This window comes from Sulfurimonas sp. (genome assembly GCF_023228785.1).
Taxonomy (GTDB): Bacteria; Campylobacterota; Campylobacteria; order Campylobacterales; family Sulfurimonadaceae; genus Sulfurimonas.
Window position 1 is genome coordinate 53524 of the sequence record NZ_JALOAN010000004.1, and the last position, 24848, is coordinate 78371.

The window sequence follows — 24848 nt, forward strand, 5'->3', positions numbered from 1 at the left end:
AAGATTTAGATATAATGGCGAAAAAATTTCATCAACCTCTTCGAATGTGTGTCTCTTGTAGAGCCAGAGATTCACAAAGTAAGATGCTGAGACTTCAATGTACTGATGGTTCATTAGAAAGATTTGAAGGTTATGGAAGAAGTTTTTATTTATGCCATGAATGTATCTTATCTGAGAAACAAGTGACTAAAGCGCTTATGCGTCAATGCAAAAGTCCGGATAGAGATAGATTGATAAACAAACTAAAGGAGATCATCACTGATGATAGAAAAAGTTAGAGTACACGAAATTGCCAAAGAGCTTGGTATTGCTTCGAAAGATGTTTTAGAAAAAGCGAAAAAAATGGGTCTTGAAGTAAAATCAGCACAAAGCGTTGTTACTATGGAACAAGCTGAGGGATTGGCTAATTTTATTATGAATGGCGAACCAACTCAAGAAACTTCAAAAGAAAAAGAATCTCCAAAAGCAAAAAGTGATACTCCAAAGCAAAAAGATGCTCCAGTTGTAGAAGAAAAATCACAAAAAACTGAGAGTTCAGTAAAAGAGACTAAAGAAACAATCAAAAAAGAAGCTCCAAAGGGTGAGGTTTCTGAAGTAGATACACAAAAAGTTGATACTGATAAAGAAGAGAGTGCAAAAGATAAAGCTCAAATCAAGACAGATAAAAATACTAGCTCTATTAAAGTAGTTGAGCCAGTAGCAGTTCGCCAGATTAAAAAAACTGGGTTAAAGATTGTTAAGAAGAGAAAGCCTAAACAAGAAGAAGTTTATGAAGCTCCTAAAAAACAAGCATCTGTAACATCAGTATCATCGTATGGCAAGGTTAGTGCTGAAGTTTTAGAAGAGTTAGCTCAGAAGAAAAAATCAAGACAAAGTAGTGGCGCACCTACTAGAAAAAAAGATAGTGGAACTAGAATAGATATTTTTGGTGGATCTATGAGTGAAGTATCTATGGATATGGATGATCAAGTTACTTTATTAGACTTAAACTCAACAGAGAGAGCACCTCTTCCTGCAGAAGAGCCTAGAAAGCCTCGCGCTCCAAAACCAGCTGGAAGAAATGCAAACAAAAGACAAGCACCTCGTGGTAGAAGAGTTTCTCGTGATAAAAGAAAAAAATACATAAAACCAAATCAAGAAGAAGAGATAGTAACTCATGTAGAAATTCCTGAAGACATTCGTGTTTATGAGTTTGCAGAAGCTCTAAAGCGTCCAATGTCAGAGGTTATAAAAGTTCTTTTTGATCTAGGGCTTATGATGACTAAAAATGACTTTTTAGGAAATGATGAGATTGAGATTTTAAGTGAAGAGTTTGATGTTGAAGTCACAATTGTAGATCCAAAAGATGCATTTAACTATGAAGAAGATTTAGCAGAGGATATAGAAAAAGATTCAAATGCTACAAAAAGACCTCCTGTTATTACTATTATGGGTCACGTTGACCATGGTAAAACTTCACTTCTTGATGCTATTCGTAAAGCAAAAGTATCTGAGGGTGAAGCTGGTGGAATCACACAACATATTGGAGCTTATACAGTACAACAAAATGGTGAAGCTATTACATTTTTAGATACTCCGGGTCACGCTGCATTTTCACATATGCGTCAACGTGGTACAGATGTAACAGATATTATAGTTATTGTGGTTGCTGCTGATGATGGTGTTAAACCTCAAACTCTTGAAGTTATAAAAATAGCAAAAGAATCAGGTGCACCAGTTATAGTAGCACTAAACAAGATGGATAAAGAGACAGCTCAACCAGATATGGTTAAGGGTCAAATGGCAGAACACGGCATAAGTCCAGTTGATTGGGGTGGAGATGTAGAGTTTATCCCAGTATCTGCAAAAAGTGGAATGGGAATAGATGATCTACTTGAAAACATCCTTATAACTGCTGAAGTACTAGAACTTCGTGCAAACGAAAATGCTATGGCTAAGGCTACAGTTGTTGAGTCTTCACTAGAAAAAGGTCGTGGGCCAGTTGCTACTGTAATTGTTCAAAATGGTACTCTAAAAGTTGGAGATTATGTTGTTTGTGGAAGTTCTTATGGTCGCATTAAAGCTCTAATCGATGAAAACAATAAACAAATAAAAACAATTTTACCAAGCTATACAGCAGTTGTTGTAGGACTCAATGAAGTTCCTGCATCAGGTGAGGTTATGATGGCAATGGAGAATGAAAAAGAGGCTAAAGAGTACGCTCAAAAACGTCATGAATATGACAGACACAAAGAACTATCTCACTCTACAAAATCAACTCTTGAAGATATGACTTCTATGATTGCTGAGGGCAAATTAAAATCGCTCAAAGTTGTTTTAAAGACAGATGTTCACGGAACTCTTGAAGCACTTAAAGCTTCACTAAGTGAACTTAGAAACGATGAAGTAAAAATCAATATCATCTCAAGTGGTGTTGGTGGGATTACTGAAAATGATGTTGAACTAGTTTCAAACTCTGAAAATTGTGTGCTTTTAGGCTTTAATGTTCGTCCTACAGGAAGTGTAAAAGCACTTGCAAAACAGAAAAATGTAGATATTAGAACTTACTCTATTATCTATAAACTTTTAGATGATATTACTCTTATGTTAACTGGTATGATGGCTCCGAAGTTTACAGAAGAAAACACAGGTCAAGCAGAAGTTAGAGATACATTTAAGATACCTAAAGGAATGGTTGCTGGATGTGTTGTTGTAGATGGTAAGCTTGTTCGTGGTGGAATGGTTCGTGTCATCCGTGATGGCGTGGTTATTTATGAAGGCGAGTTAACTTCATTAAAACGTTTTAAAGATGATGTTGAAGAGATTGGTAATGGTTATGAGTGTGGTGTAGTTATTAGCGGTTATGATGATGTAATCGTAGGCGATACTATAGAAACATTTAAAAAGATAGAACAAAAAGTTTCACTATAGAATTTTTAAGAAAAAAGGATAAGTTTAGTTTATGAATGAAGCCCAAATAAAACTCAAAAGAATGGAGTCAATATTATTAGAGTTGATTCCTGAAGCTTTGGGACAATTGAATGATAAAAGGCTTCATGATTTAGAAGTCTTAGAAGTAAAATGCTCTCGTGGAAGAAGTGATGCTAAGGTCTATATAAACCCAAATGAGTATTCAGAGAGCCAAAAAACAACATACTTAAATCAACTAAACAAAGCTAGACCTATAGTAGAAGACTTTTGCCTAAAAGATCAAGGTTGGTATAGATGTCCTAAGCTCACATTTGAGTTTGATACACAATTTGAAAAATTCCAAAATTTAGAAGAGTTGTTTAAAAAAATAGCAAAGGAAGAACAGTGAGTTTACATAGTGATATAGTGTCTTTAGTCTCTTCACTTGATCTTGAGCTATATGATGCTGCAGTCGTAAGTGAGGGTGATGAGACAATATACCGCGTTAGTGTAATATCTAAAGAGATTGTAGATGGTAAAAGAGCTGGTGTTAGTCTTGAAAATTGTGTAGAGCTTACTCATCTTATATCTCCACTTCTTGATGTTACTCCTCCTGTCTCAGGTGAGTATAGATTAGAAGTTGGAAGCCCTGGTATTGAGAGAAAACTCACAACTCTAGATCATTTTAAAATGTCTGTTGGTGAAAATATATCTTTTGGCAAAGAAAAAGACAAAATCAGGGGGCTTTTACAAAAAGTAGAGGGCTCAAAACTATTTGTTGTAGTTGATGCTGAATTAGTAGAATTTGAATTTAACGACATAAAAAAAGCTAGAACCTACTTTGAGTGGTAGGGAAAAACTCTAGGATAACACTATGCTAATAGATGATAATTTTTTTATGTCTCTTGCAATAGATGAGGCTTGGAAATATCAAGGCTTAACATATCCAAATCCTGCAGTAGGTTGTGTCGCTGTTGGGGCAAATAAAGAGATCTTAGCAATAGAAGCTCACAAATGTGCAGGAATGCCTCACGCAGAGGTCTTGGCTCTTCGTAGTGCTTACTTTAAACTCACAAATGATGCTAAGATCTTAGATCTTGTAGATTCAAGCGAGATCCACAACTATCTACTTCTTAATAACAATAACTGCTTTAAAAATATCTCACTTTATAGTACACTTGAACCATGTTCGCATATAGGTAAAACTCCATCTTGTGCCTCACTTATCTCATCTCTTGGCATCAAAGAAGTCTTTATTGGCGTAGCTGATGCAAATGTAATTGCATCTGCTGGAGCTTCAATAATGCTTAAAAGTGGAGTTGATGTGAAATACACAAGCCTGCAAAAAAGAGCACAAGACCTTATCTTGCCATTTAAAAGATTTAATAAAGATCAGTTTATATTTTTTAAATGGGCTCAAAGACTTAACGCTACTACAGATTGTGGCACAATTAGCTCACAAAGCTCAAGAGTAAAAGTTCATGCTATGAGAGATGTTTGTGACTTGCTTATCATTGGCGGTAATACAGTAAGAGAAGATAGACCTACGCTTGATTCAAGGTTAGTACAAGGCAAGGCTCCAGATGTTTTGATACTCTCTAAAAGTACTAATTTTGATAAAAACATACCACTCTTTGGTGTGCCATCACGAGAGGTTTATGTAGAGGATAATCTTAGCAGAATTAAAAACTATAAAAATATCATGATAGAAGGTAGTTTTGCTATGTTTGAACTCACCAAAGATATAGTTGATTATCATTTATGTTTTTTAGCTCCTACTATGGGTGGAAAAAATGGGTTTGAAGAAGCAAAGACAAGCTTTGAGATTTTATATACAAACCAAGAAGACAAAGATATAATACTGTGGATGAAAAGGGAAATTTAATATGCAAAAAGAAAATGTACAAAAGCAAGAAAAACAAGAAAAAATAGTCTCGATGTTTGACAATATAGCACCAACATATGACACTGCAAATCGTGTTATGAGTATGGGAGTTGACAAGAGCTGGAGACGCAAGGCTTGTGATTTGGCTTATGAGTTTTATGCACAAGACTCAATAGATAAAATTGTAGATGTAGCTTGTGGAACTGGCGATATGATGAACTTTTGGAAGAGTAGATCTGAAGTGGCAGGTATCGCAGTTGGTGAGATTGTCGGAGTAGATCCATCTGTTGGTATGGTTGATGTTGCAAGAAAGAAATTTCCTAAATTTAACTACCATATTTCAAAAGCTACAGAGATCCCACTTCAAGATGCAAGTTCTGACTTTTTAAGTATCACATATGGTATTAGAAATGTAGTAGAGAGAAAAGAGGCTCTAGTTGAGTTTAACAGAGTTTTAAAAGATAATGGTCTTGTTATAATTCTAGAGTTTATGAAAAATGAAAACCCATCAATACTTGGTCGCATAAGAGATTTTTATATGAATAAGATCTTGCCAAAAGTAGGTGGATTTATATCTAAAAATTTAGAGGCTTATGAGTACTTACCAAACTCTATTGGAGATTTCTCAACAGTAGAAAATATGCAAAATGAGTTAAAAGATGCTGGATTTGAGATTCTTTATACAAAAAGTTTTTCTATGGATATTTCAACACTCATCATAGCGAGAAAGACTAAAGTCTAAGGTATGAATATACTCTCAGTCTCAAACTTAAACGAGCAGATCAAGACTCTTTTAGAGACTAGTTTTAGTCATGTTCTAGTCGAGGGAGAACTCTCTCGCATTACCTTTCACAACTCTGGTCATGTTTATTTTAGCATTAAAGACAGAGACTCAACCATCAGTGCTGTGATGTTTAGAGGAAATGCAACAAAGTTAAAGTTCCGTCTTGAAGAGGGAATGAAAGTTATTATAAATGCAGCTTTGACTCTTTACAAACCTCGTGGAGCTTATCAGTTAAACTGTTTTAACATTGAGCCATCAGGGCAAGGAGCGTTAGCCCTTGCTTATGAGCAGTTAAAGAAAAAGCTCTCATCTAAGGGTTATTTTGAGCCAAGTATAAAAAAAACTCTTCCAAAATTTCCTAAAAAAATAGCCTTTATAACTTCGGCAACGGGTGCGGCCCTACAAGATATGCTAAGAGTGGCACAAACTAGATATAGAGCATTAGAAGTTGATATTTACGATGTTTTAGTTCAAGGTGAGAGCGCAGCCTCATCAATTGCAAATGCTATATCTATATCTGATACTAAAAAATATGACTTTATAGTTGTTGGTCGTGGTGGTGGAAGTATCGAAGATTTGTGGGCTTTTAATGAAGAGATAGTTGCAGATGCTATTTTTATGGCAAAAACTCCAATAGTCTCAGCAGTTGGTCATGAGATCGACTGGGTTATAAGTGACTTTGTAAGTGATCTAAGAGCACCAACTCCTAGTGCTGCTATGGAGATGACTCTACCAGACTCAAACGAGCTTTATCAAACACTAGATTCACTATCATTGCAACACACTCAGCTAATAATGCAAAAAATACAAAACTTACAACAAGAACTCTTACATCTTAACAAACTTTATAGTGTTAATTCAGTCGATAAAAAACTATTTCAAAAGATAGAAGAGGTAAAACTTCTAAGAGAGTCATTTGCGAGTGCGATAAATCATAGAGTAAGTGTTGCTCAAAGTCAAGTTCAAAACCTACAAAAAATGCTAGAATCAAATCATCCAAAATACAAAAATAAAAAAGGCTTTGCACAGATCTCTTACAAATCTAAGCCCATAGATATAATAAGTTTAGAAGTTGGAGATGAGTTTTTAGCACAAACTCATGAGATAAGTATTTGTGCAAAGGTTATAAAAAAGGAAAAGATTATATGAGTTATCCAGATTTTTTTAATAGTATAGAGACTATAAAAGTGAAAGATCCACTATCAGGGCTTTTAGGTGCATTTGACAAAGGTGAGTATGAGTTTTGTTATTTAGATGTTGTAAAATCAGCAGGACACAGCTGTCCTACAGTTGCAGGTGCATATCTTGTAACAAAAGAGGCACTAAAAGCTCTATATAAAGATGAATTAGCACTTCGTGGAGAGATAAAAGTAGAGTTTAAAGAGGCTTTAGAAGATGGCGTTGCTGGTGTTATAAGTAATGTTATCTCACAAATCACAGGTGCTACAGATGTGAGTGGTTTTAAAGGTCTAGCAGGAAAGTTCGCACGTCACTCTTTGATGGATTTTAACTCCAAGATAGACTCATCAGCTCGTTTTACAAGAGTAGATAGTGGTAAATGTGTAGATGTTTACTATAACCCATCTTCCATTGCACCAGATGCTAAGATGCAAGAACTTATGCAAAAGATGATGAGTGGACAAGCCGAGCCACAAGAGATAAAAGAGTTTGGCGAACTTTGGCAAGATAGAGTGAAAAGAATTTTTGAAAATACAAGTAGTGTTGTGAGGGTTGTGGAGGTTTAGAATAAACAGCATCAACCATATATATGCGTCACACCTCAGTAGAGGTGTGACGAGATGCAGAGGTGTGACGAGATGGGAATGCTAACTAATGGCGTTATCCACGATGAACCTCGTAGATATGATTTATAAACTACACTTTTATTTTAAAACTATAGATGGAAAATAAGTATGAAGAACAACCGCAGTAGAGGCAGTTAGCTTTTTCATAAACTTGTCAAACTTATCCTCTTTGTTCCAAACAGGATTTGCTACACCACTAAGACCAACAAGTCTCATTTTTGCATCATAACTAACTCCAAGAGAGTCTATTAAACCGACCTCTTTTGCTTGAGATGCTGTAAAGATGTGTGCATTTGCAAACGAATCTCTTTTTTTGATATCTAAACCTCTTGCATCTGCTACATCTAGAGTAAACATATCGTAAGTACCTTGAATAACCTTGTTTAGCTCATTTACCTCGTAAGCTTCCCACTCTCTGTTTGGAGTACCAACTTGCTTATACTTTCCAGCTTGAACACTTTGAGTCTTTATCCCGATTTTTTGCATAAGCTCACCAAAGTTTGCTCCTTGCATAATTACACCGATGCTACCAACCATAGATCCAGGGTTTGCAATGATCTCATCTGCCCAGATGCTAGCATAGTAACTTCCACTTGCTAATGTTCCACTTGCATAAACAACTACAGGTTTTTTCTCTTTTAGTCTTTTTATAGCATAAGCTATCTCGATAGAAGGAGAGACGGCTCCACCTGGGGAGTCAACAACAAGTAAAACACCTCTTATGTTATTGTTTGACTCTGCTTTTTCAATCTGATCTAAAACCTCTGAGACTTCCATAATAGGACCGCTTAGGTTTATTTGCTGTAAGTTATTTGGAGTTAAATTTTCTTCACTCGATGGAGCAAAAATCAAAAACAAAATAAGAACGAAAATCATAGCCTTGAAATGTTCTTGAATGAACTTCAATGTGGCACCTATGGGTGAAAATATCTTTTTTAAAAACTGCATTATTTACCTTTTACTACTTTACCATTTATGTAAATTTTAGAGATATTATATCTATGTAAGATTAAATGAATTGCTAATTCTTCATTTGGTTCTTTTTCTAAATCTAGCACTAACATATCAGCTGCTTTGCCCTCTTTGATCTCGCCTGTGTTTAGACCTAAAGCTTTTGCTGCATTTTTTGTAACACTCATTATAAGTTTTTTTGCAAGATCTTGTAATGGCATATTGTGGTGCATAAAAAGAGCTACTTTCATCTCTTCAAAAAGATCTAGTTTGTAGTTAGAACTAAGCCCATCAGTAGCACATACCCAGTTTATGTTTTTTGCTTCTAATTCTTGTAGATCTAGAGCACCGTTTCCTAAGAGTCGATTTGAAATTGGACAGTGGATGATAGTATGAGCGTTAGTTGCAATGCTATTTAATTCATCTTCATTTGCTTTAACAGCGTGAGTTAGAAGAGTTTTATGAGTGTTGAAATGAGCTAAAAATTCACTAGAGTCACTTACATTTGCCTTTTGCTTTAAGAGTTTTTCAAAGAAATCTTTAAACTCTCCACTACTATTGTCAAGCCAAGCTCTCTCGTGCTCGCTCTCCATAAAGTGAGCAGTGAGCTTTAAGTCTTCATCCTTTACAATTTCAAGAGCTTTTTTTATTAAAATCGGATGAACAGAGTAGGGTGAGTGAATAGCAACTGCTGGATAAAATCCCTCTCTTTTTATGCTTTTAGATGCATCAAGCCTTGAGATAAAATCATCAAAGAGTGCATCTGCCATTGTAGCTTGAGAGCCGATTAGCTCATTGAAAAACAGAACATTTTGAGGTGAAGATGCACAAGCTTCTAGATCCATTCCATGTGAGCTTATAGCTCCAAATGTTGTGATTCCAGACTCAAGCATAGACTCAATTGCTTTGCTCATACAAGCACTATCGCAACCACCAATAAGCTCTTGGCGATTTTCTATAACGCTATAGAGCCAGTTCATAAAGTCACCATAGCTTAGAGTAGTTTTGTTTGCACTAAACTCTATGTGAACATGAGAGTTTATAAGTCCTGGCATAATAAGTGAGTTTTCTTGAAGTTCTATTATCTCTGCATCTGGATATAGCTTTTTAAGTTCATCAAGTGGTGCTATTTTTTCTATGGTTTTATCGTAAGCTATAGCTTGGTTTTTTAATAGTAGATCTGGGGTATATATATAGTTTGGGGAGATTATTTGCATTTTTTATCTTTAGTTTAAAAGTTTGGTTGATTATATTTAATAAGCTTTAAAAAGCTTATTAAAGTGACTCTAGTTTTTCGTAAAGTTCTTTTGCCATTATCTTGTAGTTTCTTTTATGATGAAGCAGTTTTTCTTGTCCAGCGTGTCCCATTTTTGCAATATCTTCTTGACTCATATCTATGATGGAGCTTAACTTCTTAGCTATTTCATCACTTTTAAACTCACAAAAAAGAGCATCTTCATCACTAAAGAGAGTGCGATTTTTAGGGTTGTCAGTTAGAAGTGTAGGAATCGCACAAGTGTAGTAGTCCATAGTTTTAGCTGGGATGGAAGTTGAGTAGATTTGGATGTTTGGTAGTAGAGCAATTCCCACATCACAAGCATCTATATGCTCTCTGAGTTCATCTAGCGTATCAGCTTTTAGGATAGTTATCTTATCGCTAATACTAGGATATTTTGCTATTACAGCTCTTGCAAATTCTGAGTCAAGCGTAGAAATATTTAGATGCCATTTTGCTCCATTTAGCTTAGAAAAAGCTACTAAAACTTTTTCAAAATCTCTTAGTGCATCAAGAGTTCCAACATAGATAAAGTGTCTCTCTTCTCCATCTGATTCTTTGTGTGGTTTAATCTTCGCTGGATCTAGTCCTGCAGGAAGCGGAAAGCTTAAAACACCACTATCTGCATAAAAAGTATCTTCCATATCTTTAGAAGTGGGCATAAAAATATCACATTGAGCTAAGAGATTTTTCTTACTTTGAGCTGTAAAATAGTTTTTTACGCTGTCTATAAAAGTGGCACTATTTTTTGCTTTTTGTGCCTCATAATACTCCTCTTTTTTAGGAAAAGAGAGTCTGTACCCAACTTTATATCCATACTTTTGTCTATTTGCTAAGACATCTTTTAGTATATCTGGCTTATTACGAACAAAAACATAGTCATATGAAGAGAGATCAACTCCTTTGGAATCAAGATAACAGCTTATCTCTTTTTTGTATTGAATGGGAACTACAAAGTCGTTCTCTTTTGCTTGAAAACTATTTTTAAACTTTGTAAAATATATAATATTTACATCTAAATACTCTTTTAAATAACCTTTAAAAAGTGGTCCAACAGTGCCGTGTTCAGAATACTCTTGTTGATCTGTAATATATAAAAGCCTCTTTTTACTTTGCATCACCATCTCCTTGCATATTTTCATCTTCTACTAACTCATCATAGAAGAGTTTTTTGTTGAACTCATAACCCAAATATTCACAAATAACTTCTACATCACGAAGTGCATTTCCTAAACATGAAGTTGCTCCCGGCGATGGTGTCATGTTAAAGATGATTCCTTCGCCTGTATTTATAGAGGCCTCTCCAAGCATAAGTTTTTGGTTTTTTTTATCTAAAATCTGAGGTCTAACTCCACCAAAACCTTTAGCATAAGATATGTCATCCTCACTTAGGGATGGAACTATTTTTTTTGCATCTTGGATAAAGAGTTTTTTGTTAATAAATGGAACTTCAAACATAAAGTTTTTAAGCACATAGTTTCTTATATCTGAGTCTTTAAGTAGATCATAAAAAATCTTTAAAACATTAGTGTCAAGCCTTAAAGTTTTGAAAAAATCAATATAAGTTCCAGGTTTAAATCTCTCTAGTTTTGGTAGCATTAAAGCAGTTGGACCAAAGCGAGTAAAGCCATTTACTAAGATATCAGGATCTCCGTGCAAAGCAGCAAAAGGGAGTTTTGGGTTTTGTACCATATAAACTTTTCCATTTAGGATCTTACGGTTTGCCATATAAAAACTACCAGCCATCGGAAGACAACCAAAATCAAGTCCATGCCCCATTTGGTGCGCAAGAAAAAGTGAATGAGCTCCAGCATCAACCACTACAAAATCAGCGGTAAACTGACTCATGGTAGTTTGTATATGATAAGTGCTACCAATCTTTTGGATCTCTTTTACTTCGTTGTTAAAAAAGATATCAGTTACCTTGTCCTTTATCTTTAGCGTGTTGTCTATAAATGAATCACTCAAAGCTTTAAAGTCAACTGTTGTGTACTCGCCTTTTGCGCCCATTGCTACTATATCTTCAGGTCTCTCATTGTGATTTTCATCAAAGATAACAGCAGGCTCAATGAGGGCTAGATCTTCTTTTGAGTAGAGCTCTAAATAGGGGTATAAAGACTTAAACTCTTTGTAGCGGTTTTTTATGTAAGTTACCTCTTCATAACCCACACCTAGTGCCATTTTTTGATGAGAAAATATCACTTTGTCTTGATATCCATGATTTAAACAGTATTTCTCAACCATTTTGGCAGTTCTTTTAACTTTTGTGGCTTTCTCCAAAGTATAGTTTGTCTCTATATCTCCGCAGTGAATTGTTTGTGAGTTTGCTGAGCCGTTTGAGTTTAGTGATGAGAGTGAACCATACTTCTCAAGCAGGCAGATACTTTGTACATTTGTGTATCGACCTAGCTCGTAAAACAGGGCAGATCCAGACACTCCGCCTCCTACTACTATAACATTGTAATGGTTTTGTGTCATAATCTCTCTTTATAGGGTGGTTTATTACTTGTTGTTATAAGATATTACGATAAAAATCGTTTAAAAAAACTTAAAGTTTAAGATACAAAGAATAGAGTGTGATATAATCTATCATTATTGAATATTATAAAAAAGGAGATTATTATGAAGGAATATGTAAAGTTTGAAAACTTAGAAGAAGAGTTTAGTGATTTATCTGAAGTTTTGAAAAATAGCTTACAAAGAGATATCTTATCTGTAAAAAAACTTCTAAAGAGTAGTGATAAATTTAAAAAACTATCTTTAGAGTTTCCTAAGCTTAAAGATGCCGAGTATGTTATCTTTTCAGAACATATGAAAGGAGAGTTCCATGAATCTGAAGCATATATTTTTATAGATGCTAAGGGTAGAGATATTTGTAATATCTCCGGAAGAGAGATGGATTTGTATGAAATGATTATAGATTGTGAAAATCTAATATTAAAAAAACAGAGCTATTAGTAGTGCAACTCTTTTTAATAATAGTTTTGTTAAAATAAGCTCTTGAAATTTAAGATTTACAAAAAAGGTAGAAAATGAAAATAGTAGTTATCCAGGGTCCAAATTTAAATATGCTCGGCGTTAGAGAACAACAGATTTATGGTCCAATGAAGTTAGAACAAATTCATGCACAAATGAAAGAATTTGCTAGCCAAAATAGTATGGAGATAGAGTTCTTTCAAAGCAATTTAGAAGGCGAAATAGTAGATAAAGTTCAAGAGTGTTATGGAGATGCAGATGGTATCATCATAAATGCAGCAGCATATACTCATACTTCTATAGCTATTAGAGATGCAATTTCCGCTGTTAATCTTCCAACTATTGAAGTTCATATCAGCAATATTCATCGTCGTGAAGAGTTTAGAAAAGACAATATGATAGCTCCAGTTTGTACTTCATCTGTTGTAGGTTTTGGTCCTTTTGGATATCACTTAGCGATGGTAGGAATGTTACAAATCATGAACGAGATAAAAGCAGCCCATGAGATGCAAAAGCAACAAGCCGCACAACCAGCTAAGTAAATATGTATATAAAGCGTAAGCTAAACAAGAGTCTAAGCACTTTTAGGGGCTTACGTTTTGGTACAACTTGTAGAGAGAGATCTTCTCATAGATATAGAGTGACTATAGGGATTGGTGGAAATGTTGGAGATGTAAAGCGACGCTTTGAACATCTTTTTATATTTTTTAAAAGAGACAAAAGAGTAGAACTCTTAGAGACTTCATTGATTTTGAAAAATCCTCCTTTTGGTTTTACTAATCAAGATGATTTTTTAAACTCAATTATTGTACTAAAAGTAAGTATGCAACCTTTGGTTTTTTTAGATTACTTACATAGAGTAGAGAAAAAATTTGCACGCAAACGAAGTTTTGCAAATGCTCCAAGGACATTAGATTTGGATATTATCTTTTTTGAAAATAGAGTCATAAAAACTCCAAGACTTACCATTCCGCATGAGAGTTGGTCTAAGCGAGAGAGTGTAACTATTCCACTTATGGATCTAAGAAGATGAAAATACTTACATTTACAGGTCGCACACCATCAGAGGCTTTAAAAAAAGCCAAGCTAGAAATTGGCAACGATGGGATGCTCATAGAGACTAGGGAGATAAAGAAAAAAGCCTTAGGAAGAGAAGCTCTTTATGAGATAGTTATAGGAATAGAAGAAGATGACATACATCCAACATATTCTAAAAAACCTACTAAACCTCTAAATCAGCAAAGACCTATAAAAGAAGAGAGCCAAGATGTACTCTACGATATCTCAAGTGCAGCTGCTCAGATATCAGAGATCGCAAATGTACGTGATCCTTTGTACGAATATACTCCTCAGAAAATAACACCAAGCTCTTATGAGCCAAAAGAGTTAAAAGAGATAAAGAGCGAGATAAACAAACTAGGCGATAAAGTAAAGCTTATCCAAAATATGTTTTGGGATGAAAAAGCACCAGTTTTGCAAACTCAGATCCCACCAGAATTTGCTGAGATCTATAGACTTGCCTCTCAAAGCGGGATGGATAGAGCGCATCTTGATGCTATTATGCAGATGACACTAGAACATATGCCATCTAAAATGAGAGAAAACTCTTCAACTGTAAAGAGATATTTCCAAACACTCCTTAGAAAAATGATACCAATTAGACGAGAGTCACTTCCAACTGTAGGCACTAAAAAAGTGATAATGTTAGTTGGTCCAACTGGAGTTGGAAAAACAACTTCTATAGCAAAACTAGCAGCTCGCTACTCTTACTTGCTTCAAAAGAGATACAAAGTAGGGCTAGTTGTTTTAGATACTTATCGTATTGGTGCAGTTGAGCAGTTGATGCAGTATGCTAGGATGATGAAGTTAGGGATCGAGACTGTAGTTGATCCACCAGAGTTTTCAAGTGCTCTAAACTCTTTGCGTTATTGTGACTATATTCTTATAGATACGATGGGATCTAGCCCTTATGATAAAGGTAAGATCTCTAAGATCTATGAGTGTTTAGAGGCAAACGATACGGAATATAGCGTTGATGTTGTTCTTGTTATGCCAAGCTCTATTAAGTATGAAGATCTTAAAGCTACTTATGAGAACTTTTCTAGTTTAAATATCGATACTGTAATGTTTACAAAACTTGATGAGACAAGAGGATTTGGTAATATTTTCTCACTCGCTTATGAGACAAAGAGCCCTATTAGTTACTTCTCAGTTGGACAAGAAGTTCCAGAAGATCTGGTTTGTGCTACTAGTGACTTTTTAGTTGAGTGTCTTTTAAATGGTTTTAACAGGAGTAAAGCATGATGGGCAATCAAGCTCAAAAGCTACAAGAGCTAGTAGCAACAAACTCTAAAAAGAAGTCTAAAAAGACAAGATTTATAGCAATCACGAGTGGGAAAGGTGGAGTAGGAAAGAGTACGATAAGCTCTAACTTAGCCTATGTTTTATCTCAAAGTGGACTCAATGTTGGAATCTTTGATGCAGATATTGGTTTGGCAAATCTTGATGTAATGTTTAATGTAAAAATCAAAAAAAACATCTTACATGTACTAAAAGGTGAAGCAAGTGTTAGTGACATTCTTATACCAATAACAAGAAATCTGATACTAATCCCAGGTGAGAGTGGAGATGAGATACTAAAGTACTCAGATGCAGCACTCTTTGAGAGGTTTATGCAAGAGGCTCAAGTTCTTGATAAACTAGATGTTATGATAATAGATACGGGTGCTGGGATTGGTGATCATATAAAGATGTTTATAAATGCTGCTGATGATGTTATAGTGGTGACTGTTCCAGATCCAGCCGCTATTACTGATGCATATGCTACTATAAAAACAATAGCACTTTTAAGAAATGATATTGGACTGATAATGAATCAGGTAAAGGGTGAAAAAGAAGCTGAGGGTGTTTTTGAGAAGATCAAAAAAGTTGCAAAGGCAAATATCGGTGGAGATCTAGACTTGCAATACTTAGGAAAGATAAACAGTGATACGAAAGTAAGCTCATCTATCAAAAAAAGGGAACTCTTTAGTGCAGTCTATCCAAATTCACAACCACACAGTGATATAACAGCAATTGCAAGTAAGATAGCTGTTAGATTGGAACGAAATATGCTTGTAAGTCCTAATGAAAGTGGGTTGAGTGGCTTATTTAAACGCTTAATACAACATTTTTAGTCTATTTTTTTGGGGTTATAGATGCTAGGTGAAAATTTTGTATATTTCTTTACAGTTCAAGGCTTTTTTGTAGGAATTATCTTTGCAATACTGAAATCTTTTGATGCAGAAGGGCTTCTTTTATATACATTTTTCATCACAATATTTTTCTATCTTTTTTCTCATGTTATAATAGCTCTATACTTTAAAACATTAACTGCAAAATCTTACTTTTTTCCTAAAGAGACACATGAAAAACAGTTAGATTTTTTCGTAAATGAGATAAACAAAAGGGAAAAACTTATAGATTCTGTATATAAGATAACAGATGCAGCTATGAAGATAAACGCACAAGAGATGCCAGGACAAAAGACATGATCTCCTCCTATACACAAGACATCAAACATAAAGAAGATGAACTAGCCATACAATACCTTCCTGCAGTAAAAGCTATGGCATTCAGGCTTAAAGAGAGACTACCAAGTTCTATTGACTACATGGATCTCTCTGCTATAGGAACAGAAGAACTTATAAAACTAGCAAGAAGATATGATGAAAATTTAAATGATTCTTTTTGGGGATATGCAAAAAAGAGAGTTTATGGATCTATGCTTGACTACTTAAGAAGTTTAGATATTTTGTCTCGTGCTAGTAGAAAACTTGTAAAAGCTATAGACTATGCTGTAGAAGAGCATAGACTAACAAATGAAGAAGAACCAACAGATGAGGAACTCTCTCTTATACTAGAAGAGACAGTTGAGAAGATCCATGAAGCACGAATCGCATCTAGTATATACACAGTAATGCCTTTGCATGACCAACTTAATGTCGGAGACGAGGGAGCGGCTCTTGCTCTTATTGAAAAAGAAGAACTTGTCCAGATGATAAAGAATATTTTGTCAAGCTATAATGAACGAGAACAGATGATAATACAGCTCTATTACTTTGAGGAGCTTACCCTAAAAGAGATAAGTGAGATTTTAAATATTACCGAGTCTAGAATATCTCAGATCCACAAGTCAGTTATTCATAAAATTAAAGAGAGTGTAGGGGCGTAAGATGGCAGATATACTTTCACAAGAAGAGATAGACGCACTACTAGACGTTGTTGATGATGAGGGTGATGATGTCTTAGATGACTCAGAGAGTAACTCTTTTGTACAAAATCAACAAGTAACACTCTATGATTTTAAGAGACCAAATAGAGTCTCAAAAGAACAACTTCGTGCATTTCGTGGTGTTCATGATAAGATGGCTCGTTCGTTAGCATCTCAGATCTCTTCTATTATGAGATCCATAGTTGAGATCCAGCTTCATTCAGTTGACCAGATGACATATGGTGAGTTTTTGATGTCACTGCCATCTCCAACGAGTTTTAATGTTTTTTCTATAAAGCCACTAGAAGGAAGCGGGATTATAGAGATAAATCCATCTATCGCTTTTCCTATGCTTGATCGTCTTCTTGGTGGAAAAGGTGAGCCATTTGATGCAAACAGAGAGTTCTCAGATATTGAACTAAGTCTTTTTGAGACAATTTTGCGTGTTATGATGAGTACGCTAAAAGAGGCTTGGGGACCAGTTATGGAAGTTTTTCCTGCAATTGAGTCTAAAGAGTCAAGTCCAAATGTTGTACAGATCGTTGCTCAAAATGAGATAGTTGTGATGGTGGTGATGGAGATAATCATTGGTCACTCTTCTGGAATGATGAACATTTGTTATCCTGTTATTGCACTTGAACCTGTACTACCAAAACTTGCTAGCCGTGATCTTATGCTAAATGAGACAAGTTCTAAAAAGAGCAGAAATACAGAGCTTCAGGTACTCCTAGGTGGTGCTAAAGTAAATGTAGAAGCAAACTTAGGAGATGCAGAACTTACCATGAGAGATGTGCTAGATCTTCAAGTTGGAGATGTAGTACGTCTCTCAAGTCCAGCTGATGATGTCGTAACAGTTAGCATTGATGGAAAAGATAGATTTAGAGGCGAGATAGGTCTGAGGCGTTTTAGAAAATCTATTCAAGTTACACAGATGATAGATACAGAAAAAGATGCAGTAAAACGTGCACTAGAAAACTTTGAAAACTTAAGACATGAGAAAATTTCTGGAGTTAGAGATATAGTAGATGGTGATGAAAAAACAAAAGAGGAAAGAATAGATGACTGATTTTATGAAACTATTTGAAGATGAGACTGTTGGAACAGTAGAAGCTCTCATTGGTCAAGCACCAACTTTAGAGATAAAAGAGCAACAGGATTTAAGTATTATCTCAACTATAATTCCTCCTATAGTCCTTGTAAAGCTAAGTGTTAGTGGAGGTGTGGATGCTAAAGCTATGGTGGCACTAACTCCAAACTTAGCGGCGTCACTCTCTGATATGATGATGGGTGAAGATGCGAGCGATAGAGAAGATGTAGGTGATGATGAACTAGATGCTTCAAAAGAGATAGTTTCAAATATTTTTGGTGCTATAGGAAACGCTCTCTCAGCACAAAAAGATATACCTGTACTCTCATTTAAGATAGATGATATTGAGTTTGTCTCAGACAATAGTGAGATAAGCCTAGAAGATTACAGCAAAATGTATGTTTATAAGTTTAATATAGGCGATTTAAACTCTTTGTTTATGTTTATAGTAGATGAAAAACTTCGTAACGCTCTTGATGGTAAAAAAGATATACCGCAAGAAAGTTCAAATCAATCCCAAGAGAGTGCTACACAAAACTGTAGCTCTTCTGGAGTAAAGCTTAATTCTGAAGAGATGAATAATATTGCTCTTATAATGGATGTTAAACTTCCTGTTCGTGTAAGAATTGGAAAGAAAAAGATGTTACTAAAAGATGTTTTAAATATGGACATTGGTTCAGTTATAGAGCTTAACCAACTAGCAAATGATCCTCTAGATATTTTAGTTGATAATCATGTAATAGCTCAAGGTGAGGTTGTTATCATTGATGGTAACTTTGGAGTCCAAATAAAAACAATAGGTTCAAAAAGAGATAGATTAAACAAGTTAAAGGCGTAAATTGAGATCTAAAAAGAATGAGTTAACAAAAAAATATTTAAAAGATATAAAATCTGCTGATGCGTGGAGTGCCTTTAGAATTTTAGCTGACTTTGTAAAAGGTTATGATGAGTTAGGAGAGCTAGGTCCGACTGTAACTATTTTTGGAAGTGCAAGAACAAAACAGAGTGCTACTTCTTATAAAAAAGCAGAAAAACTAGGTTCTATGTTAGGCTCAAGAGGTTTTAACATAATGACAGGTGGCGGACCTGGGATTATGGAAGCAGCAAATAGAGGCGCTCATAAACATAAAGATGTGGAGTCTATTGGTTTAAACATAGATCTACCTTTTGAGCAAGTTGCAAATCCATACACTACAACAGACCTAAGTTTTGACTACTTTTTCTCAAGAAAGGTAATGCTTGTAAAGTACTCTATGGCTTATGTTATTTTTCCTGGTGGATATGGCACACTTGATGAGCTTTTTGAAGCACTAACGCTTATACAGACTAAAAAGGTAACTGGTGTTAAAGTTTTTGTTGTTGGTGTTGACTTTTTTAAACCATTAATGGATTTTATAAAAGATAAACTCATAGCCAATGGGATGATCGATAAAGAAGATTTTGAGATCATAACAGTTACAGATGATTTAAAAGTTGTTGCACAAGAGATAGAACTGTCTCTTTTAGAACAAATGGAAATGCTTGAAAAAATTGGGCTTGAAGATTCTGCATATTATAAGTCTCTATATGACTTTTGTTTAGAAAAAAAAATAAAAAGCAACAAGAAAAAGAAATGAGTAAAAAAGTATTAGTAGGTATGAGTGGAGGAGTTGACTCCACTGTCTCAGCACTCTTGCTAAAGAGAGATGGTTATGAGGTTGAAGGACTTTATATGAAGCTTCACTCAAAACCAAACTACCATGAGATCCACCTTGAGCGTGCAAAAAAAGCAGCTGCTTTTGTGGGGATGAAACTCCATGTTTTAGATCTACAAGAGACATTTAACGAGAAAGTATTTCAACCTTTTATAGATACTTATGCAAAAGGTGAAACACCAAATCCTTGTGCCTTGTGCAATAGAAATCTAAAGTTTGGCGAGATGGTAAAGTTTGCAGATAGTGTTGGTGCTGACTATGTCGCAACTGGACACTATATCAAGACTGATGGAGAGTATTTTTACCAAGCTGATGATGATACAAAAGATCAGAGCTACTTTTTATTTTATGTAAAAAAAGAGATTTTACCAAGACTAATCTTTCCTCTAGGTGAGCGTAAAAAAAGCGATATCAAAGAGTTTGCAGCTTCCATCAAAGGCTTAGAATCTTTTGCTTCTCAAGGCGAATCAAGTGAGATCTGTTTTGTTGAGACTACTTACACAGATCTACTTAAAGACTATGTTGAGGTAGACCAACCCGGAGATGTAATAGATGGAGAAGGAAATGTGGTTGGCGAGCATAAAGGATATATGCACTACACCATAGGAAAAAGAAAAGGTTTTAGTGTGCGAGGTGCACATGAACCTCATTATGTCTTAAGTATAGATGCCAAAAACAATCAAATAACAGTCGGAAAAAAAGAAGAACTAGCCTGCAGTAATTTAGTAATAGATAATCTAAATATGTTTAATGATAAGCAAGAGTTTGATACAAGCGTAAAACTAAGATACAGAACAAAAGCAGTCGCATGTCATGTAAAGATAGATAATGGCAGAGCAGTTATATCTTTAAAAGAGAGTGTTTTTGGAGTAGCTATAGGACAAGCCGCTGTTTTTTATGATGACGATAAGCTCATAGGTGGTGGCTGGATCTGCGAGGTTTAGAAGTAGATTTTTAACTGAATGCTCTGAACAATTATAAGTTGGATCCTGAATCAAGTTCAGGATGACGATTTGTTTGTTCAGGATGACGATTTGTTTGTTCAGGATGACGGTTTGTTTGTTCAGGATGACGGTTTGTTTGTTCAGAATGACACATGTCCGTCATTCCGTGCTTGACACGGAATCTAGTTCAGGATGACGGTTTGTTTGTTCAGGATGGTGTGTGTACCGTCATTTAGTGCTCGACACGGAATTTAGTTCAGGATGACACGTGTCCGTCATTCCGTGCTTGACACGGAATCTAGTTTATAGATTAATCAGAGGTTTCAATTAAATCTATTTAGATTATATACCGAAAAAATCAAGAAATTTCGGTATATATTTTTGATATATTGAAATAAATTAATAGTTTGGATATAAGTTAATTGTAAAAGTATGGAAATTTATCCATAGAGTAAAAGCTACCTTTACATATCACAAAACAAAAAATCACTTTGCAAAATTTATATGGGAAGAATAATTCTGAAAAGGAAAAAATAAACATGGCAAAAGTAGTGATTTTAAGTGGTGCTGGGATAAGTGCTGAGTCTGGGATCAGTACTTTTAGAGATAGTGATGGACTTTGGGAAGAGTATGACATAAGAGAAATCTGCACAGCAGGATGTCTTGAGACTAACAGATCTATGACCATCTTGAGCCAAGTTTTTCTATAAATGATGAGCTGTTCACAAAAGTACTCTATAAAAAAGCAACTGAGGCTATAGATGAGATAGCTAGTGAGATTGAGATCTTTTTAGGATAAAGAAAAAGCTTATAAAAAGCTCTTAGTTCCTCTAGCGTCGTACATATCTTTGTACCTAAACGTTATGAGATTTTGCATAATGGCAAAGAGGATTATGAAGTTGATAAAGCTGCTTCCTCCGTAGCTAAACATGGGCAGAGGAACTCCTACGACTGGGGCAAAACCTATGGTCATGGAGATATTTACCCCCATGTATATAAATATCATAAAGGCTATTGAGACACTAACTACTTTTATAAAATAGTCTGTGTTGTAGATGCTAAGACTCATAAGGTGCAGAATCATAACAACATATATAAGTATGATAGCTAGAGCACCTAAAAAGCCACTTCTCTCAACAAGAAACGCAAAGATAAAGTCACTAGTAGAGATGGGGAGAAATCTCATCTGAGTCTGCGTTGCATCTTCTTTTGACTTTCCTGTCAATCCTCCTGAGCCTATGGCAATGATGGACTGTTGGACATGATATGATGGTTTTTCACTTATAAAGTCTGTGATCCTTGTCTTTTGATAGTCATGAAGTGCAAACTTAAAAACAAGAGGTGAGACTAGTAAAATAACAGCAAGAATGGTCGCCCATATCTTCCAATGAACTCCAATGTAAAAAAGCACACCATACCCGATAAGCATTAAAACAAGTGCAGTACCTAGATCTGGCTCTTTAACTATAAGAACAAAGGGTAGAAGAATATAAAAACTTATTTTTAAAAAGTCTTTTATTCTATATCCATCTGCTGGAGGTGGATTTTTGTGGATGAGGTAAGCTAGCATAAGAATAAGGGCTGGTTTTACAAACTCTGATGGCTGTATGGTTGCATCTATAAAAGGGATATTTATCCATCTTTTTGCACCAAGTCTACTATGACCAAAGAACTCAACAGCAAGTAAAAGGAGAATATTTGCCCAGTAGATGAGGGGGATAAACCAACTCATTCTACGAATAGGGAGTAAAAAAACAAACAAAAACGCAATAACAGCTACACCGACATAAGCGCTTTGCTTCTGTGCAAGAGATGGGACTACTTCGCCAATAAGCCAGTTTGAGGTTATTACAAGAGGTATGATAAGGATAATAGAAAAAAAATCAAATTGTGCTAAAATACGCTTATCAAATCTCCACAAATTTGTAACTCCATAAAAAATTTATAAATTGTATCACAAAAGAGTTAAAGAGCTTTTTTGTTAAGGTACTAAGTTTATCCACAAAGGCACAAAATGAGCGAAATAAAGAGCTTTGTATGTAATGAACCACAAAGACTAGATGCATTTCTTGCATCACAATTAGACGATACACGCTCACAAATAGCGGCTTTAATTAAAAGCGGATTTGTAAAAGTAGATAATAAAGCTACTACAAAAAATGGACTAAAGTTAAAAGAAGGTCAAAGTGTTTTAATAGAGATTGTCCAAGCAAAACAAACAAAACCACAAGATATTGACTTTGATGTTGAGATACTATATGAAGATGATGATATCTTAGTTATAAACAAACCAAGTGGAGTTACAGTTCACCCAGCACCTAGCGTAAAAGAACCTACTTTAGTTGACTGGCTAAAGCACAAAGATATAAGACTATCTACTATAAGTGGACAAGAGAGACACGGAATAGTTCATAGATTGGATAAAGGTACTAGTGGTGCTATGGTTGTAGCTAAAACCAACGAAGCTCATGAGTTTTTATCTCTTCAACTTCAAGATAAAACTATGGGAAGATACTATCTTGCGGTTATAAATCCACCTTTAAAAGAAGAGTTGACTACTGTTGAGTTAAATATAGGAAGAAGCACACACAACAGACTTAAAATGGCTTGTAGCAATAGTTCAAAATCAAAAAGTGCAAAGACAATGTTTAAAGTTTTGGCACTCTCTAATGATGAAAATCTTCAGTTAGTTGCATGTAAACTCTTTACCGGTAGAACTCATCAAATAAGAGTACATTTAGAGAGTATGAACCGTCATATTTTAGGGGACCATATATATGCACAGAGTCCGAAAATGGACAAATCGGAACGCATTTTGCTTCACGCTTATATAATATATTTTATTCATCCAAAGAGTAAAGAGAAACTCTTCTTTAGTGCACCTCTTGATAGTGTGACAAAAGATTTTATAGAGAAAAAATTTGATATGGAGCAGATTAATGAAGTTACGGACACTAGCACTATTTTGCGCGGCTTCCCTACTACTACTATTTAGTGGGTGTGGTGGTATTTCGCCAAAGCCAAGTGATGAAACAAAGATAGATAAAACACTACCTATAGTAAAACTTACACAGAGCGGTACAGTTGAAGATATGAATGCTATAGCTTTTGAGTGGAATGCTATAGTAGATGAGAGAGTAAAAGGTGTTTATGTTTATAAGCAAAAAAACAGCCTAGAGGGTAGTGAACTTCGTCGCTATAAAACTCTTAACAATCGTTTTACAACTCACTTTTTAGACAATGATGTCACTCCAGATACTAGCTATACATATAGTTTTAAAACATTTTCTCAAGATGCAGAATCACAGATGAGTGAGATGAAGACATTAAATTCTCTTCCAGTTTTACAATCAGTTGTTTGGATAAAGAGTATAGAAAATATGCCAAGAGCGGCAAAGCTCATTTGGAGACCACACGCAAATCAAAAAGTTAAATCATATATCATAGAGAGAAGAACTTTAGAAGAAGAGAGTTGGAAAAGAATAGCGACAATTGACGGTAGACTCAATGCAGAGTTCATAGATACGGGACTCAAAGATGACTTTGTATATAAGTATCGTGTAAAAGTAGAAACATTTGATAAAATCACATCAACTCCTAGTGAGATAGTCCAAGTTGTTACAAAACCACTTCCAAACCCTGTTAGGTATATAGTCGCTACTACAGATCTACCAAGAAAGATAGAGATTAACTGGGAAAAATCAGAAGCAAAAGATTTTCATAGATATCATCTATATAGATCTACAAGTTCAACTGGTAGCTATGAGCTAATCGCAAAACTATATAATCCTACATTTACAGATGTAATAGAAGAAGACTCAAAAGAGTATTTTTACCGTGTAAGTGTGGTTGAGAAAAATGGACTTGAGAGTATCCATGACAAGATCTCGATCCAAGGTATAACTCTTATGAAACCTCAAACTCCATCTCTACTTGAAGCTAAATTAATAGGTGATAAGATAGAGATTAATTGGAACAATAAAGATAGCAGAGTTATAAAGTATAGTGTAGTTAAAAAGTCAAAAACTGGCTGGTTTGATGCTAAAGAAGAAGAGTTTATAGATATAAAAGGTACAAGATTTACAGATCCAGAGATTGGACCAAATATCACTTACTATTACAGAGTTTATGCTATCGATGCCTATGGTTTAAAGTCAAATCCTAGTATAGAAGTTCAAGTTAAAACACCAGTTAGCGTTAAAGACAATTCTAAAAAAGAAGAGATAACACAAGATAAGCTTTCTAAACCTGCTAACAAAGAAGTAGAGGTAATAATACCTACTCAAGATTTTAACTAAATGAGAG

General features: G+C 35.0%; 26 protein-coding genes and 1 pseudogene. 22 read left to right on the forward strand and 5 right to left on the reverse strand.

All coding sequences use genetic code 11. From position 1 onward, the window contains the following. Window positions 1–14 precede the first annotated feature (14 nt). The 8 genes from M0Q24_RS01800 to M0Q24_RS01835 are packed head-to-tail and all read left to right on the forward strand — an operon-like array spanning window position 15 to window position 7303. Window positions 15–278, forward strand: coding sequence for a hypothetical protein (locus M0Q24_RS01800; protein WP_295046395.1), 264 nt, complete (start codon window positions 15–17; stop codon window positions 276–278). Beyond that, window positions 262–2910, forward strand: a complete 2649-nt coding sequence (gene infB / locus M0Q24_RS01805; protein WP_295046397.1) for a translation initiation factor IF-2 — start codon at window positions 262–264, stop codon at window positions 2908–2910. Before M0Q24_RS01800 ends, infB begins: the two co-directional genes overlap by 17 nt. Before the next feature lie 31 nt (window positions 2911–2941). Then, entirely contained in the window at window positions 2942–3298 is a 357-nt protein-coding gene (rbfA, locus tag M0Q24_RS01810; RefSeq protein WP_295046400.1) for a 30S ribosome-binding factor RbfA, read from the forward strand. Then, complete coding sequence (locus M0Q24_RS01815) at window positions 3295–3741, forward strand: ribosome maturation factor (protein ID WP_295046401.1); 447 nt, start codon at window positions 3295–3297, stop codon at window positions 3739–3741. The genes rbfA and M0Q24_RS01815 overlap by 4 nt, the downstream gene beginning before the upstream one ends. A gap of 22 nt (window positions 3742–3763) precedes the next feature. After that, the gene (gene ribD, locus M0Q24_RS01820; protein WP_295046403.1) at window positions 3764–4774 is read left to right on the forward strand and encodes a bifunctional diaminohydroxyphosphoribosylaminopyrimidine deaminase/5-amino-6-(5-phosphoribosylamino)uracil reductase RibD; all 1011 of its coding nucleotides are present in this window, start codon (window positions 3764–3766) and stop codon (window positions 4772–4774) included. A 1-nt stretch (window position 4775) separates the two neighbouring features. After that, on the forward strand, window positions 4776–5516 hold the full coding sequence (gene ubiE, locus M0Q24_RS01825; protein WP_295046406.1) for a bifunctional demethylmenaquinone methyltransferase/2-methoxy-6-polyprenyl-1,4-benzoquinol methylase UbiE: 741 nt from the start codon (window positions 4776–4778) through the stop codon (window positions 5514–5516). A 3-nt stretch (window positions 5517–5519) separates the two neighbouring features. After that, entirely contained in the window at window positions 5520–6707 is a 1188-nt protein-coding gene (gene xseA / locus M0Q24_RS01830; protein WP_295046409.1) for an exodeoxyribonuclease VII large subunit, read from the forward strand. Then, window positions 6704–7303: an FmdE family protein gene (locus tag M0Q24_RS01835; RefSeq protein ID WP_295046412.1), complete on the forward strand. Its 600-nt coding sequence runs from the start codon at window positions 6704–6706 to the stop codon at window positions 7301–7303. Before xseA ends, M0Q24_RS01835 begins: the two co-directional genes overlap by 4 nt. A 138-nt stretch (window positions 7304–7441) precedes the next feature. On the opposite strand, the gene sppA is transcribed toward M0Q24_RS01835, so the two are convergent. The 4 genes from sppA to M0Q24_RS01855 are packed head-to-tail and all read right to left on the reverse strand — an operon-like array spanning window position 7442 to window position 12068. Further along, on the reverse strand, window positions 7442–8311 hold the full coding sequence (gene sppA, locus M0Q24_RS01840; RefSeq protein ID WP_295046415.1) for a signal peptide peptidase SppA: 870 nt from the start codon (window positions 8309–8311) through the stop codon (window positions 7442–7444). Next, window positions 8311–9531, reverse strand: coding sequence for a metal-dependent hydrolase (locus M0Q24_RS01845; RefSeq protein ID WP_295046418.1), 1221 nt, complete (start codon window positions 9529–9531; stop codon window positions 8311–8313). Before M0Q24_RS01845 ends, sppA begins: the two co-directional genes overlap by 1 nt. Window positions 9532–9589: 58 nt before the next feature. Beyond that, window positions 9590–10708, reverse strand: a complete 1119-nt coding sequence (locus tag M0Q24_RS01850; protein WP_295046420.1) for a glycosyltransferase — start codon at window positions 10706–10708, stop codon at window positions 9590–9592. Continuing rightward, window positions 10698–12068 carry an FAD-dependent oxidoreductase gene (locus M0Q24_RS01855; protein ID WP_295046423.1) on the reverse strand — a complete coding sequence of 457 codons (1371 nt, stop codon included), beginning with the start codon at window positions 12066–12068 and terminating at the stop codon, window positions 10698–10700. The genes M0Q24_RS01850 and M0Q24_RS01855 overlap by 11 nt, the downstream gene beginning before the upstream one ends. A 144-nt stretch (window positions 12069–12212) precedes the next feature. Here M0Q24_RS01855 and M0Q24_RS01860 point away from each other — a divergent pair, with 144 nt between their 5' ends. The 12 genes and pseudogenes from M0Q24_RS01860 to M0Q24_RS01915 form a co-directional block, all read left to right on the forward strand. Beyond that, on the forward strand, window positions 12213–12548 hold the full coding sequence (locus M0Q24_RS01860; protein WP_295046426.1) for a hypothetical protein: 336 nt from the start codon (window positions 12213–12215) through the stop codon (window positions 12546–12548). Between the two features lie 74 nt (window positions 12549–12622). Next, entirely contained in the window at window positions 12623–13108 is a 486-nt protein-coding gene (aroQ, locus tag M0Q24_RS01865) for a type II 3-dehydroquinate dehydratase (RefSeq protein ID WP_295046429.1), read from the forward strand. 2 nt (window positions 13109–13110) lie between these two features. Then, window positions 13111–13599, forward strand: a complete 489-nt coding sequence (gene folK, locus M0Q24_RS01870) for a 2-amino-4-hydroxy-6-hydroxymethyldihydropteridine diphosphokinase (protein WP_295046431.1) — start codon at window positions 13111–13113, stop codon at window positions 13597–13599. Further along, the gene (gene flhF, locus M0Q24_RS01875) at window positions 13596–14870 is read left to right on the forward strand and encodes a flagellar biosynthesis protein FlhF (RefSeq protein WP_295046432.1); all 1275 of its coding nucleotides are present in this window, start codon (window positions 13596–13598) and stop codon (window positions 14868–14870) included. Before folK ends, flhF begins: the two co-directional genes overlap by 4 nt. After that, window positions 14867–15742, forward strand: coding sequence for a MinD/ParA family protein (locus tag M0Q24_RS01880; protein ID WP_295046435.1), 876 nt, complete (start codon window positions 14867–14869; stop codon window positions 15740–15742). The genes flhF and M0Q24_RS01880 overlap by 4 nt, the downstream gene beginning before the upstream one ends. A 21-nt stretch (window positions 15743–15763) precedes the next feature. Next, window positions 15764–16099 (forward strand): hypothetical protein, encoded by a 336-nt coding sequence (locus tag M0Q24_RS01885; protein ID WP_295046438.1) that lies wholly within the window; start codon window positions 15764–15766, stop codon window positions 16097–16099. Continuing rightward, window positions 16096–16779 carry an RNA polymerase sigma factor FliA gene (locus tag M0Q24_RS01890; RefSeq protein ID WP_295046440.1) on the forward strand — a complete coding sequence of 228 codons (684 nt, stop codon included), beginning with the start codon at window positions 16096–16098 and terminating at the stop codon, window positions 16777–16779. The genes M0Q24_RS01885 and M0Q24_RS01890 overlap by 4 nt, the downstream gene beginning before the upstream one ends. Window position 16780: 1 nt before the next feature. Continuing rightward, entirely contained in the window at window positions 16781–17884 is a 1104-nt protein-coding gene (fliM, locus tag M0Q24_RS01895; RefSeq protein WP_295046443.1) for a flagellar motor switch protein FliM, read from the forward strand. Next, on the forward strand, window positions 17877–18743 hold the full coding sequence (fliY, locus tag M0Q24_RS01900) for a flagellar motor switch protein FliY (RefSeq protein ID WP_295046446.1): 867 nt from the start codon (window positions 17877–17879) through the stop codon (window positions 18741–18743). The genes fliM and fliY overlap by 8 nt, the downstream gene beginning before the upstream one ends. Window position 18744: 1 nt before the next feature. After that, on the forward strand, window positions 18745–19521 hold the full coding sequence (locus tag M0Q24_RS01905; RefSeq protein ID WP_295046449.1) for a TIGR00730 family Rossman fold protein: 777 nt from the start codon (window positions 18745–18747) through the stop codon (window positions 19519–19521). Then, window positions 19518–20543: a tRNA 2-thiouridine(34) synthase MnmA gene (gene mnmA, locus M0Q24_RS01910; protein WP_295046450.1), complete on the forward strand. Its 1026-nt coding sequence runs from the start codon at window positions 19518–19520 to the stop codon at window positions 20541–20543. The genes M0Q24_RS01905 and mnmA overlap by 4 nt, the downstream gene beginning before the upstream one ends. A 539-nt stretch (window positions 20544–21082) precedes the next feature. After that, window positions 21083–21217: pseudogene (locus M0Q24_RS01915) on the forward strand (Sir2 family NAD-dependent protein deacetylase); the annotation flags it as partial. A gap of 134 nt (window positions 21218–21351) precedes the next feature. On the opposite strand, the gene M0Q24_RS01920 reads toward M0Q24_RS01915, so the two are convergent. Further along, window positions 21352–22464, reverse strand: a complete 1113-nt coding sequence (locus M0Q24_RS01920; protein WP_295046453.1) for an FtsW/RodA/SpoVE family cell cycle protein — start codon at window positions 22462–22464, stop codon at window positions 21352–21354. Window positions 22465–22557: 93 nt separating this feature from the next. Here M0Q24_RS01920 and M0Q24_RS01925 point away from each other — a divergent pair, with 93 nt between their 5' ends. Together M0Q24_RS01925 and M0Q24_RS01930 are read left to right on the forward strand one after the other, a co-directional pair. Further along, complete coding sequence (locus tag M0Q24_RS01925) at window positions 22558–23538, forward strand: RluA family pseudouridine synthase (RefSeq protein ID WP_295046455.1); 981 nt, start codon at window positions 22558–22560, stop codon at window positions 23536–23538. Continuing rightward, on the forward strand, window positions 23483–24841 hold the full coding sequence (locus tag M0Q24_RS01930) for a hypothetical protein (RefSeq protein ID WP_295046458.1): 1359 nt from the start codon (window positions 23483–23485) through the stop codon (window positions 24839–24841). The genes M0Q24_RS01925 and M0Q24_RS01930 overlap by 56 nt, the downstream gene beginning before the upstream one ends. Window positions 24842–24848: the final 7 nt, after the last annotated feature.